The organism is Streptomyces sp. NBC_01017, assembly GCF_045162795.1.
GTDB lineage: Bacteria > Actinomycetota > Actinomycetes > Streptomycetales > Streptomycetaceae > Streptomyces > Streptomyces machairae.
Window position 1 is genome coordinate 7,182,924 of record NZ_CP108683.1, and the last position, 16,590, is coordinate 7,199,513.

Below are 16,590 nucleotides of genomic sequence, written 5' to 3' on the forward strand. Positions count from 1 at the left end.
AGGACGCGGCGGATGTGGAGGCCACGGAGATGACCGCTGTGGACGAGCGTGGGATTGCCAAGTTCTTCGAGGAGTTCGAGCCTCCCGAGGGCATCAAGGCCGAGCTTCTCCGGGGGGAAATCGTGATGGGGGAGAACGCCGACTATCAGAGGCAGCAGATCACCAAGTTCGGGGCGCCGCTGCCGTTGGAGGATCTGGAACTCGAATTGGATACCAGCGAGTTCGGCATCTACCCCAGCATCAGGCCCCACCGCTACCCGTAACGAAGTCGATCAGCTCCTCCACCCGCCCCAGCAACTCCGGCTCCAGATCCTTGTAGGACCCCACCCGCTTCAGGATCGCCTGCCACACCGCACCGGTGTTCTCCGACGGCCACCCCAGCGCCCGGCACACCCCCGTCTTCCAGTCCTGCCCGTGCGGGACGCGTGGCCAGGACTCGATGCCCAGGGCTGACGGCTTCACCGCCTCCCAGATGTCGATGTACGGGTGGCCCACGACCAGGGCGTGTTCGCTGGTCACCGACTCCGCGATGCGCCACTCCTTCGTGCCGGGGACCAGGTGGTCCACCAGCACACCGAGGCGGGCGTCCGGGCCCGGAGCGAATTCGGTCACGATGGACGGCAGGTCGTCGATGCCCTCCAGGTACTCCACGACCACGCCCTCGATGCGCAGGTCGTCGCCCCAGACCTTCTCGACCAGCTCGGCGTCGTGGCGGCCCTCCACATAGATACGGCCGGCGCGGGCCACGCGCGCGCGTGCGCCGGGGACGGCGACCGAACCTGACGCCGTACGGCTGGGACGTGCGGGAGCCGAGGACGACGGGCGTACGAGCGTCACCACCTTGCCCTCCAGCAGGAACCCCCGCGGCTCCAGCGGGAACACCCGGTGCTTGCCGAAGCGGTCCTCCAGCGTCACCGTGCCCGCCTCGCAGCGGATCACCGCACCGCAGAACCCCGTGCCCGGCTCCTCCACGACCAGGCCCGGGTCCGCCGGTACCTCGGGGGCGGGCTTGGGCTTCTTCCAGGGCGGGGTCAGGTCCGGGGAGTACTGGCGCATTCGGATGACGATAGGAGAAGCCCCGCGGGTACGTCTCGCGGATCAGGGCGACACGCCGAAGCGGGCCGCCAAGGCGTCCCGCTGGCGTCGTACGAACTCCGCATCCACCACCGCTCCGTGACCGGGCACGTACAGCGCGTCCTCGCCGCCCAGGTCCAGCAGGCGGTCCAGGGCGGCCGGCCACTGCGACGGTACGGCGTCGGGGCCCGCCTGGGGTTCGCCGGACTCCTCCACCAGATCGCCGCAGAAGACGACCTCCCGGTCGCCCGCGGCCCCGGCCGGCACGAGCACGACCAGATCGTGGGCGGTGTGGGCCGGGCCCACGTTCGCGAGCAGGACCTGCCGGTCGCCCTCCAGGTCGAGGGTCCACTCGCCGCTCACCTGGTGGCGGGGACGGACCAGCGCGTCGATCGCCTCGTCCGCCGCGTCCGGGTCCAGGCCGTTGCCCACGGCGTCCGAGCGCAGTTCCGCACGCGCGTGTGCGGACACCGTGTCCATGCCCACCGGGCCGTACACCTCCGCCCCGGCGAACGCCGCGGCCCCGAAGACATGATCGAAGTGGGGATGCGTCAGCGCGAGATGTGTCACACGGTGACCCGCGAGCCACTGCGCCTGCGTACGCAACCGCACGCCCTCCCCGAGGCTTGACCCGGCGTCGATCACGAGCGCTGTGTCCCGGCCCACGACCAGCCCCGCGGTGCAGTCCCAGCCCGGAAGCCGGCACCTGCCCACCCCGGCCGCCAGCCGTTCCCACCCGAGCTCTTCCCAAGTCACCGTCATACGGCGACGCTAACCAAGACAGCACCGTCGGGCATGGTGGTGCCGGACCGGCCTTGCCCGGGGCGTACCCCACCGCCGTACACTGGCCGGGGACGGTTGGCACTCACCAGCGCAGAGTGCCAGGCGAGATGTCAAGGGGACGACTTCTGGAGGTGTGCGCGGTTGCTGAGTGAACGCAGGCTTCAGGTGTTGCGCGCCATCGTCCAGGACTATGTCGGGACCGAGGAGCCGGTCGGATCGAAGGCGCTGACCGAGCGGCACAACCTCGGGGTCTCCCCGGCGACCGTCCGCAATGACATGGCGGCCCTGGAGGACGAGGGATTCATCGCCCAGCCGCACACCAGCGCGGGGCGCATCCCGACCGACAAGGGCTACCGGCTGTTCGTCGACAAGCTCGCCGGCGTCAAGCCGATGACCCCGCCGGAGCGGCGCGCCATCCAGAACTTCCTCGACGGCGCCGTCGACCTCGACGACGTCGTGGCGCGCACCGTGCGGCTGCTCGCGCAGCTCACACGGCAGGTCGCCGTCGTGCAGTACCCGTCGCTGACCCGGTCCACCGTCCGGCATGTCGAGCTGCTCTCACTCGCCCCCGCGCGCGTGATGCTCGTGCTGATCACGGACACCGGCCGGGTCGAGCAGCGGATGATCGACTGTCCCGCGCCCTTCGGTGAGGCCTCGCTCGCGGATCTGCGTGCGCGGCTGAACAGCAGGGTCGCGGGGCGGCGCTTCACCGATGTGCCAAGGCTCGTCGAGGACCTCGCCGAGGCCTTCGACATGGAGGACCGCGGCACGGTCTCGGCGGTGCTCTCCACTCTGCTGGAGACACTCGTCGAGGAGAACGAAGAGCGGCTGATGATCGGCGGCACCGCCAATCTCACCCGCTTCGGACATGACTTCCCCCTCACCATCCGGCCCGTCCTGGAGGCCCTTGAGGAGCATGTCGTGCTCCTCAAGCTCCTTGGCGAGGCAGGGGATTCGGGCATGACCGTACGCATCGGTCACGAGAACGCCTACGAGGGACTCAACTCAACGTCCGTCGTGTCGGTCGGCTACGGTTCGGGCGGCGAGGCAGTAGCCAAGCTCGGCGTGGTCGGACCGACCCGCATGGATTACCCGGGAACGATGGGAGCGGTACGCGCAGTGGCACGGTACGTCGGACAGATCCTGGCGGAGTCGTAAGTGGCCACGGACTACTACGCCGTTCTCGGCGTGCGTCGCGACGCGTCGCAGGAAGAGATCAAGAAGGCCTTCCGGCGGCTCGCGCGCGAGCTGCACCCGGACGTCAACCCGGATCCGAAGACCCAGGAGCGGTTCAAGGAGATCAACGCCGCTTACGAGGTGCTGTCGGACCCGCAGAAGAAGCAGGTCTACGACCTCGGCGGCGACCCGCTGTCCCAGGCGGGCGGCGCGGGCGCGGGCGGCTTCGGTGCGGGTGGCTTCGGCAACTTCTCGGACATCATGGACGCCTTCTTCGGTACGGCGTCCCAGCGCGGCCCGCGCTCGCGCACCCGTCGGGGCCAGGACGCGATGATCCGGCTGGAGATCGAGCTCGACGAGGCGGCCTTCGGTACGACGAAGGACATCCAGGTCGACACGGCCGTCGTCTGCAACACCTGCAACGGTGAGGGGGCTGCCCCCGGCACCTCCGCTCAGACGTGTGACATGTGCCGCGGCCGCGGTGAGGTGTCGCAGGTGACGCGGTCCTTCCTGGGCCAGGTCATGACGTCGCGGCCCTGCCCGCAGTGCCAGGGATTCGGGACCGTGGTTCCCACACCGTGCCCCGAGTGCGCGGGCGACGGACGCGTGCGGTCCCGTCGGACGCTCACGGTCAAGATCCCGGCCGGTGTCGACAACGGCACCCGGATCCAGCTCGCCGGCGAGGGTGAGGTCGGGCCCGGTGGCGGTCCCGCCGGTGACCTGTACGTCGAGATCCACGAGCTGCCGCACTCGACCTTCCAGCGGCGCGGCGACGACCTGCACTGCACGGTGACGATCCCGATGACCGCGGCGTCCCTCGGCACGAAGGTGCCGCTGGAGACGCTGGACGGGCTCGAGGAGGTCGACATCCGGCCCGGCACCCAGTCCGGTCAGTCGATTCCGCTGCACGGACGCGGTGTGACGCATCTGCGGGGTGGCGGGCGCGGCGACCTCATCGTGCACGTCGAGGTCACCACGCCGTCCAAGCTGGATCCCGAGCAGGAGCGGTTGCTGCGCGAGCTGGCCAAGCTGCGCGGCGAGGAGCGGCCGACGGGGCAGTTCCAGCCGGGGCAGCAGGGGCTGTTCTCGCGGTTGAAGGACGCGTTCAACGGGCGCTGAGTCCGGTGGGGCAGGCCCCGTACATCGCACGGCACAGGGCCGATTCGGACTTGTTCGGAGGACGTGACAACATGCCGTCATGTCCTCCGCGCTGACCGATCTCTTCCCCCACCCGATCGTGCAGGCCCCCATGGCGGGCGGCGTCTCCGTGCCGCAGCTCGCCGCTGCCGTGTCCGAGGCAGGTGGGCTGGGGTTCCTCGCCGCCGGGTACAAAACCGCCGACGGGATGTACCAGGAGATCAAGCAGCTGCGGGGCCTGACGGGCCGGCCCTTCGGGGTCAACCTGTTCATGCCGCAGCCCGAGTATGCCGACGCCGCGGCCGTGGACGTCTACGCGCATCAGCTCGCCGGTGAGGCCGCCTGGTACGAGACGGAGCTGGGGGACCGGGACAGCGGGCGGGACGACGGGTACGACGCCAAGCTGGCCGTGCTGCTCGACAACCCGGTGCCGGTCGTCTCGTTCCACTTCGGGGTGCCGAAGCCGGATGTGCTGGAGTCCCTGCGCCGCGCCGGCACCTTCACCCTCGTCACCGTGACCGCACCGGACGAGGCCCTCGCCGTACAGCGGGCCGGTGCCGATGCCGTGATCGTGCAGGGAGTGGAGGCCGGCGGGCATCAGGGGACGCATCGGGACAACCCGGAGACGGACCGGTCGGGCATCGGGCTGCTCGCCCTCCTCGCGCAGGTCCGGGAGACCGTGAGCCTGCCCATCGTCGCCGCCGGCGGCATCATGCGCGGCAGCCAGATCGCCGCCGTCCTCGCGGCCGGGGCCGGTGCCGCCCAGCTCGGCACCGCCTTCCTCGCCACCCAGGAGTCCGGCGCCAACGCCCTGCACAAGCAGGCGCTGACCAACCCCCTGTTCGTACGGACCGAGTTGACGCGCGCGTTCTCCGGCCGGCCCGCCCGCGGCCTGGTCAACCGCTTCATGCGCGAGCACGGGCCGTACGCCCCCGCCGCCTACCCCGAGGTTCACCACCTGACCTCACCCCTGCGCAAGAAGGCCGCCGCGTCCGGTGACGCGCAGGGCATGGCCCTGTGGGCGGGGCAGGGGCACCGCATGGCGCGCGACCTGCCCGCCGGGCAGCTGGTGGAGGTGCTGGCCGCCGAGCTGGCCGCCGCGGCGACAGCGTTGTCGGCGGCGCCCGAGGGGGGTGCGGTCGGATGACGGCGCCGGTGTTCGTCGTCGAGTCGCTGGAGCGGGGCCGCCTCGCCGGCGGCGAGTACGTTCTCGACGGCCCCGAGGGACGGCACGCCGTCTCCGTGAAGCGGCTGCGGGCCGGCGAGGAGGTCGTCCTCACCGACGGGCTCGGGCGCTGGGTCGAGGGCGTCGTCAAGGCGGCCGAGGGCAAGGACCGGCTGGTCGTGGGCGTGGGTGCGGTGGCCGAGGAGCCGGCGGAGCAGCCTCGTATCACCGTCGTCCAGGCCCTCCCCAAGGGCGACCGCGGTGAACTGGCCGTCGAGACCATGACCGAGACCGGCGTCGACGCGATCGTGCCGTGGGCGGCAGCCCGGTGCATCACCCAGTGGAAGGGCGAGCGCGGGGCGAAGGCCCTCGGCAAGTGGCGGGCCACCGCCCGCGAGGCCGGCAAGCAGTCGCGCCGGGTGCGCTTCCCGGAGGTCGCGGAGGCGGCCACGACCAAGCAGGTCGCCGCGCTGCTCGCCGACGCCGACTTCGCCGCCGTACTGCACGAGGAGCGCGACTACGGCAGCGAGCCGCTCGCGACGGCCGAACTGCCCGCCGAGGGCGAGATCGTGCTCGTCGTCGGCCCCGAGGGCGGCGTGGCCCCCGAGGAACTCGCCCTCTTCGAGGAGGCGGGCGCGAAGGCGTACCGTCTGGGCCGTACCGTCCTGCGCACCTCCACCGCCGGAACCGCGGCGACGGCACTGCTCCTCGGCCGCACCGGCCGCTGGTCCTGACACCAGGAGGGACGTCCCCCCGTGGAACTCGCCCAAGTACGGCTCCTGGTCGGTGACTTCGCCGCCTGCTACCGCTTCTACGCCGATGTCCTCGGCCTCAAGGCGCAGTCGGGCGCGACGAACGGGCCCTACGAGAAGTTCAGCCCCGCCACCGGTTCGGCGGGCATCGCCCTCCAGGACCGGGCGATGATGGCCGAGATCGTCGGAGAACTCGGCGACGAGGCCAAGGGCCATCGCTCGCTGGTGGTCCTGCGCGTCGACGATCTGGACACCTACTGCGAACAGATCACCGCACGCGGCGCGACCCTCCTGCACGACCCCGCCCCGATGACCGACCGCATGCGCGTCGCCCACCTCAAGGACCCCGAGGGCAACCTGGTGGAGCTTCAGGAGTGGCTGCTGCTGCGCACCTGAGGCCGACCGCCTCCCGCCCCGAACCGCGCGAGCAGGGAGTGTCCGTATGCGCTCTACCGCGTCGGCCGGGACAGTGGCAGGCTGCGGTCCCATGGGGGCATTCACGAGGGTTTGGCCTCGCGCGGACCGGCGTGCGGGGCGTCGCATGCGCGGGGCGCGGGTGGCCGGTGTGGCGGGGCTCGCGGTCGTCGCCGTCGGCTCGGTGGCCGGCTGTGACCCGGGTGGACTGAGCTCGGCGACCGTGGCGTTCACGACCGATCAGACCGTGACCGAGGAGCTGGAGCGGCAGAAGGCCGACGTGCAGTGGCTCAACTGCACGGGCTCGTACGACGGGGGCGGCAACGGCAGTTCGCCGACCGCAAGTGAGAACACCGTCGTCAAGGTCGACTGCGAGGGCGAGACCAAGGACGGCAGGGACATCGTCGTCACCGGCCGGATCACGCGGGCCGTCAGCGGTTCCTGCGTGCGCGGGGACCTGGTCGCCAAGATCGACGGCAAGGAATGGTTCCACGTGAACGGGCTGGGCAAGTGCGACGCCACGCCCTCGCCCGTCAACCCGTCCGGGGGCGGACAACAGCCCGGCCCCACGGTCACGGTGACGGTCACCAAGACCGTCTACTGCAAGCAACACCCGAACTGCTGGCCGGAGGGCAAGTGACCGTGTCCCGGCGGGAGTTGGGGCAAGTGATCCAAAGACCTGTTCGCGGACGCCGCGCTTGCCTAGGGTGATCGGGTGACACAGTCCGCGACGCCTGCTTCGACTTCGGCCCCCGTCCCCGCGCCGTCGTATCTGCGGTATCCGCATCTGCACGGCGACCTGGTCGCCTTCACCGCCGAGGACGACGTATGGCTCGCCCCCCTCGACGGCGGCAGGGCCTGGCGGGTCAGCGCCGACAACGTGCCGGTCTCCCTGCCGCGCATCTCGCCCGACGGTACGACGGTCGCCTGGACCTCCACCCGCGACGGCGCCCCCGAGGTGCACATCGCGCCGGTCGACGGCGGCCCCTCCAGGCGCCTCACCCACTGGGGCAGCGCGCAGACCCGGGTGCGCGGCTGGACCCCCGACGGCCAGGTCCTCGCGATCAGCAGCCAGGGCCAGGCGGGCAGCCGCCGCACCTGGGCCCACACGGTCCCGCTCGACGGCGGACCGGCCACCACGCTGCCGTACGGCCCCGTCGCCGACGTCGTCCACGGACCCCGGCTGCTGCTCGCGTCCGCGCCCATGGGGCTGGAGGCGGCCCGGTGGAAGCGCTACCGGGGCGGTACGGCGGGGAAGTTGTGGATCGAGCACGAGGGTGACGGGGACTTCGTACGGCTGCATGAGGAGCTGGACGGGAACATCGAGTACCCGATGTGGGTGGGGGAGCGGGTCGCCTTCCTGTCCGATCACGAGGGCGTGGGGGCCGTGTACTCGTCCCTCGCCGACGGGTCCGACCTGCGACGGCACACCGCTGTCGACGGCTTCTACGCCCGGCACGCTGCGAGCGACGGCACCCGCATCGTCCACACCTCCGCCGGTGAACTGTGGCTCCTGGACGACCTCGACGGCGCCGAGCCGCGCCGGCTCGGCATCCGGCTCGGCGGGCAGCGCACCGACCGGCAGACGTACCCGTTGAACGCCGCCCGCGCGTTCGGGGAGGCGGCGCCCGACCACACCGCCCGCGGTAGCGCCGTCTCCGTCCGGGGCGCCGTGCACTGGGTCACCCACCGCTCCGGGCCCGCCCGTGCGCTCGCCGCCGAGCCGGGCGTGCGGGCCCGGCTGCCGCGCACCTTCCGCGCGGAGGGCGAGGAGTGGGTGGTGTGGGTGACGGACGCGGAGGGCGACGACGCGCTGGAGTTCGCGCCCGCGACCGGGCTCGCGCCGGGAGCCACCCCGCGCAGGCTCGGCGCCGGGCAGCTGGGCCGCGTACTGGAACTCGCCATGGCGCCCGACGGGAGCAGGGCCGCGGTCGCCGCGCACGACGGCCGCGTGCTGTTCGTCGAGCGGGAGACCGGCGAGGTGCGCGAGGTGGACCGCAGCGCGGACGGGGACGTGTCGGGGCTGGTCTTCTCACCCGACTCCGCCTGGCTCGCCTGGTCGCACCCCGGCCCGCGCCCGCTGTCCCAGCTCAAGCTCGCCAACACCACGGACCTGTCGGTGTCCGAGGCGACCCCGCTGCGCTTCCAGGACTACGCACCGGCGTTCACGCAGGACGGCAAGCACCTGGTGTTCCTGTCGACCCGCGCCTTCGACCCGGTCTACGACGAGCACGTCTTCGACCTCGCCTTCGTGGTCGGCTCCCGCCCGCACCTGATCACCCTCGCCGCGACCACCCCGTCCCCCTTCGGCCCGCAGCGGCACGGCCGCCCCTTCGACGCGCCCGACAAGGACGAGACGCCCGACAGCGAGGGCACCCCGACCACGCGCATCGACCTCGAAGGCCTCGCCGACCGGATCGTGCCGTTCCCGGTCGAGGCCGCCCGCTACACCACCCTGCGGACCGCCAAGGACGGCGTGCTGTGGCTGCGGCACCCCGTGCGCGGCGCCCTCGGTGCCTCCCGGGCCACGCCCGACGACCCCGAGCCCAAGACCGAGCTGGAGCGCTACGACCTCGTCCAGCGGCGCGTGGAGCATCTCGCCGACGACGCCGACGACTTCGAGGTCAGCGGCGACGGCAAGCGGGTGCTGCTCTGGACGGACGGCAGGCTGAAGGTCGTACCGAGCGACCGGCGGGCCTCCGGCGACGACGACGGCGACACGAACATCACCGTCGACCTGACCCGCGTACGGCAGACGGTCGACCCGTCGGCCGAGTGGCGGCAGATGTTCGAGGAGACCGGCCGCATCATGCGGGACCACTTCTGGCGGCCGGACATGAGCGGGGTGGACTGGTCCGGGGTGCTGGACCGCTACCGCCCGCTGCTCGACCGGGTGGCCACCCACGACGACCTGATGGACCTGCTCTGGGAGGTGCAGGGCGAGCTCGGCACCTCGCACGCCTACGTCGCCCCGCGCGGCGGGTACGGCAGCGGGGCCCGGCAGGGCCTGCTCGGCGCCGACATCTCCCGTCACGCCGACGGGAGTTGGCGGATCGACCGGATCCTGCCCTCGGAGACCTCCGACCCCGACGCGCGGGCCCCGCTGGCCGCGCCCGGGGTCGCCGTGCGGGCCGGGGACGCGATCGTGGCGGTGGCCGGCGCGCCGGTGGACCCGGTGACCGGGCCCGGCCCGCTGCTCGTCGGCACGGCGGGCAAGGCGGTGGAGCTGACGATCTCGCCGGCCGGCGGCGGAGACGTACGGCATGCGGTCGTGGTCCCGATCGCCGACGAGCAGCCCCTGCGGTACCACGCCTGGGTGGCGGACCGGCGGGCGTACGTCCACGAGAAGTCCGGCGGCCGCCTTGGCTACCTCCATGTGCCGGACATGCAGGCGCCCGGGTGGGCCCAGATCCACCGTGACCTGCGCGTCGAGGTGGCACGCGAAGGGCTCGTCGTGGATGTCCGGGAGAACGGCGGCGGGCACACCTCGCAGCTCGTCGTCGAGAAGCTGGCCCGGCGGATCGTGGGCTGGGAACTGCCGCGCGGGATGCGGCCGTACAGCTATCCCGCGGACGCCCCGCGCGGACCCGTCGTGGCGGTGGCGAACGAGTTCTCCGGGTCCGACGGGGACATCGTCAACGCGGCCATCAAGGCGCTGGGGCTCGGCCCGGTGGTGGGCACGCGGACGTGGGGCGGCGTCATCGGGATCGACAGCCGCTACCGCCTGGTCGACGGCACGCTCATCACCCAGCCGAAGTACGCCATCTGGCTGGAGGGCTACGGCTGGGACGTGGAGAACCACGGCGTCGACCCGGACGTGGAGGTGCTCCAGCGCCCGCAGGACTGGGCGGCGGGGCGGGACGCCCAGCTGGACGAGGCGATCAGGATCGCGCTGGCGGGGCTGGAGGAACGGCCGGCGAAGACACCGCCGAGTCTGCCGACCTGAGGCGGGCGGGGTGCCGGTGGGCCGTGGCCGCTCAGCGCAGGACGGCCGCCAGCACGTCGGTGCCGAGGGCCGTCAGATGGGGCAGGTTGAGGGTGTAGCGGATGTAGCGACCGTGCCGCCGGGCCGTCAGCAGGCCCGCGCGGCGCAGGACGGCGAGGTGGCGGGAGACCTCCGGGGGCGACAGTTCCCAGGTGTGCGCCAGCTCGCCGGTGGTGTGGGGGCCGCGGGCCAGGGTGCGCAGCAGCCGCAGCCGTACCGGATGTGCGAGTGCCTCCAGCCGTAGCGTGACCGTCTCCAGCGACACCGGCTGCTGCGCCGGACTCGGCTCGGCCACGGGGTACTGCACCACCGGCTGCCAGCCCGGCGCGTGGACCGCCACCAGGTGGGGGCGGCCGAAGACACTGGGGATGAAGGTGACCCCGGTGCCGTGGGCGGAGGTCGCCTTGTCCTGCAGCTTGTCCACGACTATGCAGTCACCGTCCGGTGCCAGGGTGACCGCGCCGGAGACCGACGCGAGCGCCGCCCCGACGCCCTGGTGCTTCAGCAGGTCGTGCTTCAGGCGCAGGTCGCCGGCGAGCTGCACGGCGACGCCCGCCCAGGCGGCGTCGAAGAAGGCCTCGGCGCACTGTTCCAGGGTGCCGCGCACCCGCGCCCGCACACCGGCCGGGTCCGCGAGCAGCCGTTCCGCGAAGGCCTCCTGCCGCGGGCCGCGTGCCTGGGCCAGGTCCAGGGCCCGCTCCCGCGCGGCGGCGTCGGTCAGGGGGGACGGCGCGGCGAAGCGGGCCCGGCTGCCGCCGCACGTGGTGACCAGCGCGGCCGTCACATACGTCTCGTCGTCGATCCGGTCCACGTCGTCCAGCTCCTCGGTGAGGGTCGGCCGGGGCCGCGCGGGAAGCAGGAAGTCGGCCTGTGAGGAACGCCAGAGGAACTCCGCCTCCCGGAGCCGCTCGGCCACCTCCGGCCGCAGCCCGGCCCGGACGTCCCCGGCCCAGTCGGCGTGCTGCGGATGATGCCCGGGTTCGGCCAGCACGTGCAGCATCGCGGTCAGCTCGGCCAGCGGGGAGGCGGCGAACCGCAGTCGCTCGGGCGGCAGGCCGCTGATGTCGATCCTCAACGTCACCGCCTCATCATCACGGACCGGTCAGCATCACCGACAAGCCGGCCTGCGCCGACGTCGGTTGACGGTGTTCGTCAACCGACGTGGCCGGCCCGGCGGCCGTCCGCACCGTTGGCGCCATGGCAACCACCAGCAAGATCCGGCCCCGCGCCCTCGTCCGTTCCTCCGGCGGCCCCCGCTACGCCGTCGCCCTGGCCGTGGACGCACTCGGCACCGGCCTGCTGCGGCCCTTCCTGCTGCTCTACGGAGTGACGGTGCTGAGGCTTTCCGCGCCGGCCACCGGCATCGCCATGACGGCCGGCGTCGTCGTGGGCCTGGTGTGCATGCCCGCGGTGGGCCGATGGCTGGACCGGGGCGCACGCAGCACGGTCGTGGCGGCGTCGATGCTGGTGCGGGTGCTGGGCGTGGTGCTTCTGCTCGCCACCCCGACGGGCCACGTCTGGCTGTTCGCGACGGCGGCGCTGTTCCTCGGCGTCGGCAACCAGGCATGGCCCGCCGCCCACGCGGCTCTCGTCGCCACCGTCGCCCACGGCCGGGAACGCGACGCGGCTCTCGCGGCGGGCCGCGCCCTGCGCAACGCCGGCCTGGGCATCGGCGCGCTCCTCGCCACCGCGGCCCTGGCCGGCGGCACCACCGCATTGCAGGCGCTGGCAGCCGTCACCGGGCTCGCCTATCTCACCGCGGCGGCCCTCGCGTGGTCGGTCCACCTCCACGCGCATCCGGCCGCCACCTTGGCCAAGGACGCGGACGACGGGCCCGCACCCCGGATGCGCGCGCTGCTGGCCGCCAACGTCATCTACGTCTTCTGCCTCAACGTCCCCGAAATCGCGCTCCCCTTGATCCTGGTGACGCAGTTGCACGCGTCCCCGGTGTGGTCGGCGGCCATCTTCGTGGCCAACACGGTGCTCGTGGTCACCCTCCAGGTGCCGGTCACCGTCCTGCTGTCCCGCTACTCCCGGCGGACCGTGCTCGCGCTGGCCGGGGTGGTGCTCACCGCGTCCTACCTCGGCTTCCTCGCGGCCACCTCACTCGGGGACGGCTGGGGTGCCCCGGCCGTCGCCGCGGTGTCCGTCGTCTGCACGATCGGCGAGATCATCTACGCGGGCAGCGCCACCGCGCTCGTCACCGCCCTCGCGCCGGCCCATGCCATGGGACGCGCCCTCGCCCGCTTCGAACTCTCCACGGGCTTCGGCCTCGCCGTCTCCCCGGCCGTCATCACCGCGCTCGCACCCCACGGCCCGGCCGCCCTGTGGGGCAGCCTCGCCGCCGCGACGCTCCTGTCCGCCTCGGCGGTCGCCACCGAGAAGCAACTCCCGTGACCGGAAACCGATCACCCGCGGCCGACGACGATACGATGCCCCCCGTAACGACGCGCCCCACTCCCGGAGGGAACCCGCATGGCAGGCGAGCCGCAGGACGACTGTCTGTTCTGCAAGATTGTCGAGGGGCACGTCCCGGCGACGATCGTCCGGGAGACGGAGACGACCGTCGCGTTCCGGGACATCAACCCCCAGGCGCCCACGCACGTCCTGGTCATTCCCAAGGCGCACTACAAGGACGCCGCCGCCCTCGCCACCGCCGAACCGGCCCTCGCCGCGGACGTCCTGCGGGAGGCCCAGGCCGTCGCCGACGACGACAAGCTGGAGAGCTACCGCATCGTCTTCAACACCGGCGCCGGCGCCGGCCAGACCGTCTGGCACGCCCACGCCCACGTCCTGGGCGGCCGCGGTATGCAGTGGCCCCCCGGATAGGTCGAAGCAGCCGTGTCCGTACGTGAATTGGTAGTTCTCGGCACCGCGAGCCAGGTCCCCACCCGGCACCGCAACCACAACGGGTATCTGCTGCGGTGGGACGGGCAGGGCTTCCTGTTCGATCCAGGCGAGGGCACGCAGCGGCAGATGCTGCGGGCCGGGGTGGCCGCGCACGACCTGAACCGGATCTGCATCACCCACTTCCACGGGGACCACTCGCTGGGACTGGCCGGAGTCATCCAGCGGATCAACCTCGACAAGGTTCCGCATCCCGTCACCGCCCACTACCCGCGCTCCGGGCAGCGCTTCTTCGACCGGCTGCGGTACGCCACCGCCTACCGCGAGACCGTCGACATCGCCGAGGCCCCGATCAGCGAGGACGGCGTCATCGCCGCCACCGGCGGCCACACTCTGGAGGCCGCACGGCTCTCGCACCCCGTCGAGTCGTACGGCTACCGCCTCGTCGAGCCCGACGGCCGCCGCATGCTGCCCGAACGGCTCGCCCTGCACGGCATCAAGGGGCCGGACGTCGGACGGATCCAGCGGGAGGGCGTGCTGGACGGGGTCTCGCTCGACGACGTCAGTGAGGTCCGGCGGGGGCAGCGGTTCGCCTTCGTCATGGACACGCGGCTGTGTGACGGTGTCTACAGCCTTGCCGACGGCTGCGACATGCTCGTCATCGAGTCCACCTTCCTGGACGAGGACGAGCACCTCGCCGTCGAGCACGGTCACCTGACCGCCGGTCAGGCCGCCCGGGTCGCGCTCGACTGCGGCGTACGGCATCTCGTGCTGACCCACTTCAGCCAGCGCTACTCCGAGCCTGGGGGCACCTCCCGGACGGAGTCTGGGGGAGAATTCGAGCGGCAGGCGCGGGCCGCCGGCTTCGAGGGGGAGCTGACCGTCGCCCACGACCTGCTGCGGGTGCCCCTTCCGAAACGGCGATAGCACCGCCGTACGATGCTTCGATGCCCCTCCCCAAAGCTGAACTGCACCTCCACATCGAAGGCACCCTCGAACCCGAGCTCGCCTTCGAACTGGCCGCACGCAATGGCGTCGAGCTGCCGTACCTGGACACCGACGAGATCCGCAAGGCCTATCAGTTCGAGGATCTCCAGTCCTTTCTGAACCTGTACTACGAGCTCATGGCCGTCCTGCGCACCGAGCGGGACTTCGAGGACCTCGCGAACGCCTACCTCGCCCGGGCCGCCGCCCAGGGCGTGCGGCACGCGGAGATCTTCTTCGACCCGCAGGCGCACACCAAGCGGGGACTGGAGCTGGGCACGGTCGTCGAGGGGCTGTGGCGGGCGCTGGGGAGCAGCGAGGCGAACCACGGGGTGTCCACCCGGCTGATCATGTGCTTCCTGCGCGACGACTCCGCCGAGTCGGCCATGGCCACGCTGCGGGCCGCCGAGCCGTATCTCGACCGGATCACCGGCGTGGGCCTCGACTCGGCCGAGGTCGGCCATCCGCCGGTGAAGTTCCGCGAGGTCTACGAGGCCGCCGCCGCGCTCGGCCTGCGGCGCGTCGCGCACGCCGGCGAGGAAGGCCCGCCCGCCTACATCACCGAGGCCCTCGACGTCCTCGGCGTGGAGCGCGTCGATCACGGGCTGCGGTGCATGGAGGACCCGGCACTGGTCGAGCGGCTGGTGCGGGAGCGGGTGCCGCTGACGCTGTGTCCGCTGTCGAACGTGCGGCTGCGCACCGTCGACGTCCTCGCCGACCACCCGCTGCCCGCCATGCTCGACGCCGGGCTCCACTGCACGGTCAACTCGGACGACCCGGCCTACTTCGGCGGTTACGCCGGCGACAACTTCGACGCCGTACGCCAGGCCCTCGGCCTCACCGACGAACGGCTGCGGGAACTCGCCCGCAACTCCTTCCTCGCCTCCTTCCTGGAGGAGGACGAGGAGCTGCGGGCGCGGTACCTGGCCGAGGTCGAGGCCTACGAGTTCGGGTAGCCGCAGAGGCTATGTGGCCGCGGTGAGGCGGTCGGGGACTGCCGGGTTGGCCTCGGCGGTGTCCAGGGGGATCTCGACGACTTCGACGACCTCGACATGCTCCAGGACCTCGACCGTCCGCCGGCTCCGGCGGCCCAGTGCCACCGCCGTCATCGGTACGGCGACGACCAGCAGTCCGACCGCGAGGGCCGCGCCCATGACCGGGAACCCGGCCTGCGCCGACAGGACGCTCCCGGTCAGCGGGCCCGCAGCCGTGCCCAGCGACGACGCCGAGCCGACGAGGACGGCCCAGCGGCCGCGGCTGTCGAGGGAGGCGGCGAGGCCGATGAGGTACGACAGGACGATCGGGTAGAAGGTGTTCCAGGCGATCTCGCCGGTCGCGAAGGTCGTCAGATCGGTGGCGGACGCGCTGAGCGCGATGCACGCCGCGATGATGGCCGTACCGGCGCCGATGGGCAGTGCCCGGCCGAGGCGCGGGCCGAGCGCACCCGCCCCGGTCACGCCCAGCAGGCCCGCGCCGAGCCCCACCGCGAACACCGCGCCGACCGTGGTCTCGGTCAACTGCGCCTGCGTCAGGCCTATTCGGCCGCTGACGCCCCACAGGGAGTTCTGCGCGAGCGACCAGCACAGCATGCAGGCGGCGAGGGTCAGGCCGTGGCGCAGATGGGGGAGGCCGGAACCGTCCCAGCCGGGCCTGTGCGAGGTGGCCGTGGCGGCCGGGAGCCGGCCCGTGAGCGGCCATACGGCGAGCGCGGTGAGCGCGATCGCGGCCAGCGGCTGGCCGTGGCCCGGACCGAGGTGCGGCACCGTCAGATAGACGCCGCCCGCGAGGGCGGAGACGCCGAGGAGGCCGAGCGTGGTGGCCCGGTGCGGGTCGGGCTGGGCGGCTATGCGGGTGGCGGCGACCGCGGTGGCCGTACCGGATCCGAAGCCGCCGACCAGGACGCCCAGGACGACGGACGGTACGGCGTGCGCGAGCGCTGCCACGCCGTAGCCGAGGACGGCGAGCGTGAGGCCGATACGGGCCAGCCTGCGCGCGCCGAACCGCTCGACGCGCGAGGCCAGCAGGAAGCCGGCCGACGCCGAACTCAGCAGCAGTGCGCTGCCGACGGCGCCCGCTTGGGTGGGGGACAGCGGAAGTCCGGAGTCGAGCCTGCCGACGACCGTCGGCAGCAGATACGGAGCGAGGTACCCGGCCGTGAAAAGGGCGATGAGGGGCCAGGGGGTGGTGCGAGGGGCGAACACGGGCGTTCCCAGGGCATGCGAAAGGAGCGGCTCAAGAGGGGGAGGAGCGCAGGCCGTCGACGGACAGGAACG

At 72.4% G+C, this 16,590-nt stretch carries 16 protein-coding genes; 12 read left to right on the forward strand and 4 right to left on the reverse strand.

Features of this window, described 5'->3' with window-relative positions; all coding sequences use genetic code 11:
- Positions 1-29 precede the first annotated feature (29 nt).
- The gene (locus OG331_RS33025) at positions 30-263 is read left to right on the forward strand and encodes a hypothetical protein (RefSeq protein ID WP_406202932.1); all 234 of its coding nucleotides are present in this window, start codon (positions 30-32) and stop codon (positions 261-263) included.
- On the opposite strand, the gene OG331_RS33030 is transcribed toward OG331_RS33025, so the two are convergent.
- Positions 241-1,056, reverse strand: a complete 816-nt coding sequence (locus OG331_RS33030; protein WP_406202934.1) for a DUF3097 domain-containing protein — start codon at positions 1,054-1,056, stop codon at positions 241-243. The genes OG331_RS33025 and OG331_RS33030 overlap by 23 nt on opposite strands.
- 42 nt (positions 1,057-1,098) lie before the next feature.
- Entirely contained in the window at positions 1,099-1,836 is a 738-nt protein-coding gene (locus tag OG331_RS33035) for an MBL fold metallo-hydrolase (protein ID WP_406202936.1), read from the reverse strand.
- Between the two features lie 162 nt (positions 1,837-1,998).
- On the opposite strand from OG331_RS33035, the gene hrcA reads away from it, so the two are divergent.
- From hrcA to OG331_RS33070, 7 genes are all read left to right on the forward strand, one after another.
- Positions 1,999-3,015: a heat-inducible transcriptional repressor HrcA gene (gene hrcA, locus OG331_RS33040; protein ID WP_383611048.1), complete on the forward strand. Its 1,017-nt coding sequence runs from the start codon at positions 1,999-2,001 to the stop codon at positions 3,013-3,015.
- On the forward strand, positions 3,016-4,152 hold the full coding sequence (dnaJ, locus tag OG331_RS33045) for a molecular chaperone DnaJ (RefSeq protein ID WP_406202938.1): 1,137 nt from the start codon (positions 3,016-3,018) through the stop codon (positions 4,150-4,152).
- Positions 4,153-4,231: 79 nt separating this feature from the next.
- Positions 4,232-5,317 (forward strand): nitronate monooxygenase, encoded by a 1,086-nt coding sequence (locus OG331_RS33050; protein WP_406202940.1) that lies wholly within the window; start codon positions 4,232-4,234, stop codon positions 5,315-5,317.
- Positions 5,314-6,069 (forward strand): 16S rRNA (uracil(1498)-N(3))-methyltransferase, encoded by a 756-nt coding sequence (locus OG331_RS33055; RefSeq protein ID WP_406202942.1) that lies wholly within the window; start codon positions 5,314-5,316, stop codon positions 6,067-6,069. The genes OG331_RS33050 and OG331_RS33055 overlap by 4 nt, the downstream gene beginning before the upstream one ends.
- 21 nt (positions 6,070-6,090) lie before the next feature.
- The gene (locus tag OG331_RS33060) at positions 6,091-6,483 is read left to right on the forward strand and encodes a VOC family protein (RefSeq protein ID WP_406202944.1); all 393 of its coding nucleotides are present in this window, start codon (positions 6,091-6,093) and stop codon (positions 6,481-6,483) included.
- A 145-nt stretch (positions 6,484-6,628) separates the two neighbouring features.
- A complete protein-coding gene (locus OG331_RS33065) occupies positions 6,629-7,141 on the forward strand; it encodes a hypothetical protein (RefSeq protein WP_406202946.1) in 513 nt (170 codons plus the stop codon).
- 75 nt (positions 7,142-7,216) lie between these two features.
- The gene (locus OG331_RS33070) at positions 7,217-10,447 is read left to right on the forward strand and encodes a S41 family peptidase (RefSeq protein WP_406202948.1); all 3,231 of its coding nucleotides are present in this window, start codon (positions 7,217-7,219) and stop codon (positions 10,445-10,447) included.
- Between the two features lie 31 nt (positions 10,448-10,478).
- On the opposite strand, the gene OG331_RS33075 is transcribed toward OG331_RS33070, so the two are convergent.
- Positions 10,479-11,567: a DUF5937 family protein gene (locus tag OG331_RS33075; RefSeq protein WP_406202950.1), complete on the reverse strand. Its 1,089-nt coding sequence runs from the start codon at positions 11,565-11,567 to the stop codon at positions 10,479-10,481.
- Between the two features lie 116 nt (positions 11,568-11,683).
- On the opposite strand from OG331_RS33075, the gene OG331_RS33080 reads away from it, so the two are divergent.
- From OG331_RS33080 to OG331_RS33095, 4 genes are all read left to right on the forward strand, one after another.
- Positions 11,684-12,883, forward strand: a complete 1,200-nt coding sequence (locus tag OG331_RS33080) for an MFS transporter (protein WP_406202952.1) — start codon at positions 11,684-11,686, stop codon at positions 12,881-12,883.
- Between the two features lie 78 nt (positions 12,884-12,961).
- Positions 12,962-13,315, forward strand: a complete 354-nt coding sequence (locus OG331_RS33085) for a histidine triad nucleotide-binding protein (protein WP_406202954.1) — start codon at positions 12,962-12,964, stop codon at positions 13,313-13,315.
- Between the two features lie 12 nt (positions 13,316-13,327).
- Positions 13,328-14,260 carry a ribonuclease Z gene (locus OG331_RS33090; RefSeq protein ID WP_406202956.1) on the forward strand — a complete coding sequence of 311 codons (933 nt, stop codon included), beginning with the start codon at positions 13,328-13,330 and terminating at the stop codon, positions 14,258-14,260.
- Between the two features lie 20 nt (positions 14,261-14,280).
- Positions 14,281-15,273 (forward strand): adenosine deaminase, encoded by a 993-nt coding sequence (locus OG331_RS33095; RefSeq protein ID WP_406202958.1) that lies wholly within the window; start codon positions 14,281-14,283, stop codon positions 15,271-15,273.
- Positions 15,274-15,282: 9 nt separating this feature from the next.
- On the opposite strand, the gene OG331_RS33100 is transcribed toward OG331_RS33095, so the two are convergent.
- On the reverse strand, positions 15,283-16,518 hold the full coding sequence (locus OG331_RS33100; RefSeq protein WP_406202960.1) for an MFS transporter: 1,236 nt from the start codon (positions 16,516-16,518) through the stop codon (positions 15,283-15,285).
- Positions 16,519-16,590 lie beyond the last annotated feature (72 nt).

Excerpts from the sequence above, each read along its gene's own strand:
- OG331_RS33030 (WP_406202934.1), bottom strand. The coding sequence starts at position 1,056 with ATGCGCCAGTACTCCCCGGACCTGACCCCGCCCTGGAAGAAGCCCAAG.
- OG331_RS33095 (WP_406202958.1), top strand. The coding sequence starts at position 14,281 with ATGCCCCTCCCCAAAGCTGAACTGCACCTCCACATCGAAGGCACCCTC.
- OG331_RS33080 (WP_406202952.1), top strand. The coding sequence starts at position 11,684 with ATGGCAACCACCAGCAAGATCCGGCCCCGCGCCCTCGTCCGTTCCTCC.
- OG331_RS33035 (WP_406202936.1), bottom strand. The coding sequence starts at position 1,836 with ATGACGGTGACTTGGGAAGAGCTCGGGTGGGAACGGCTGGCGGCCGGG.
- OG331_RS33050 (WP_406202940.1), top strand. The coding sequence starts at position 4,232 with ATGTCCTCCGCGCTGACCGATCTCTTCCCCCACCCGATCGTGCAGGCC.
- OG331_RS33065 (WP_406202946.1), top strand. The coding sequence starts at position 6,629 with ATGCGCGGGGCGCGGGTGGCCGGTGTGGCGGGGCTCGCGGTCGTCGCC.
- OG331_RS33055 (WP_406202942.1), top strand. The coding sequence starts at position 5,314 with ATGACGGCGCCGGTGTTCGTCGTCGAGTCGCTGGAGCGGGGCCGCCTC.
- OG331_RS33025 (WP_406202932.1), top strand. The coding sequence starts at position 30 with ATGACCGCTGTGGACGAGCGTGGGATTGCCAAGTTCTTCGAGGAGTTC.
- OG331_RS33085 (WP_406202954.1), top strand. The coding sequence starts at position 12,962 with ATGGCAGGCGAGCCGCAGGACGACTGTCTGTTCTGCAAGATTGTCGAG.